This window comes from Synechococcus sp. R6-5, from assembly GCF_047461775.1.
Taxonomy (GTDB): Bacteria; Cyanobacteriota; Cyanobacteriia; order Thermostichales; family Thermostichaceae; genus Thermostichus.
Genome location: NZ_JANSHV010000396.1, coordinates 1 through 1097 on the forward strand (window position 1 = coordinate 1; position 1097 = coordinate 1097).

General features: G+C 63.4%; 1 protein-coding gene. It reads right to left on the bottom strand.

All coding sequences use genetic code 11. The features are described 5' to 3' along the window. Positions 1-1086: elongation factor Tu (tuf, locus tag NW818_RS13960; RefSeq protein WP_414424900.1), on the bottom strand; the 1086-nt coding region annotated here is incomplete at its 3' end. Between the last annotated feature and the right edge of the window lie 11 nt (positions 1087-1097).

Sequence of the window (1097 nt, forward strand, 5' to 3'; positions counted from 1 at the left end):
CACATTGTCCCCGGGCATCACCATCTCCACCCCCTCCGGCAACTGCACCTCCCCGGTCACGTCCATCGTCCGTATGTAAAACTGCGGCCGATACCCGCTGAAGAACGCCTTGTGCCGACCCCCCTCGTCCTTCCTCAACACATACACTTGCGCCTCAAACTCGCTGTGCGGCTTGATGCTCCCCGGCTTCGCCAGCACCATCCCGCGCTCCACGTCGTCTCGCTCTATCCCGCGCAACAGCACCCCGCAGTTGTCCCCCGCCTCCGCCTCGTCCAGCACCTTGTGGAACATCTCCAGCCCGGTCACCACCGTGCTCCGCGTCTCCCGCAGCCCTACTATCTCCACCGTGTCCCCCACCTTCAGCTTCCCTCGCTCCACGCGCCCTGTCACCACCGTCCCGCGCCCCTTGATGCTGAACACGTCCTCAATCGGCATCATGAACGGCTTGTCCACCGCTCGCACCGGCGTCGGAATGTATTCATCCACCGTCCGCATCAGCTCCAAGATCGGCGCATACTCCGGCGCGTTCGGGTCCTTCGACGTGCTCTCCAGCGCCTTCAGCGCGCTCCCCCGCACGATCGGCGTCGTGTCCCCAGGATACCCATACTTGTTCAGCAACTCCCGCAGCTCCAGCTCCACCAGCTCCAGCAGCTCCGGGTCGTCCATCATGTCCACCTTGTTCAGAAACACCACGATGCTCGGCACTTCCACTTGCCGCGCCAACAGCACGTGCTCGCGCGTCTGCGGCATCGGCCCGTCCGGCGCCGCCACCACCAAAATTGCCCCGTCCACCTGCGCCGCACCGGTGATCATGTTCTTGATGTAGTCACGATGCCCCGGCATGTCCACGTGGGCGTAGTGCCGCTTCTCGGTCTCGTATTCCACGTGAGCAATGGATATCGTGATGCCGCGCTCGCGCTCCTCCGGCGCCTTGTCAATCTGGTCATACGCCATGAACTGCGCCTGCCCCTTCAGCGACAGCACCTTGGTGATCGCCGCCGTCAGCGTCGTCTTGCCGTGGTCAATGTGCCCCATCGTCCCCACGTTCACGTGTGGCTTCGTCCGTACGAATTTCTCCTTGGCCATGTCTCAGCTTC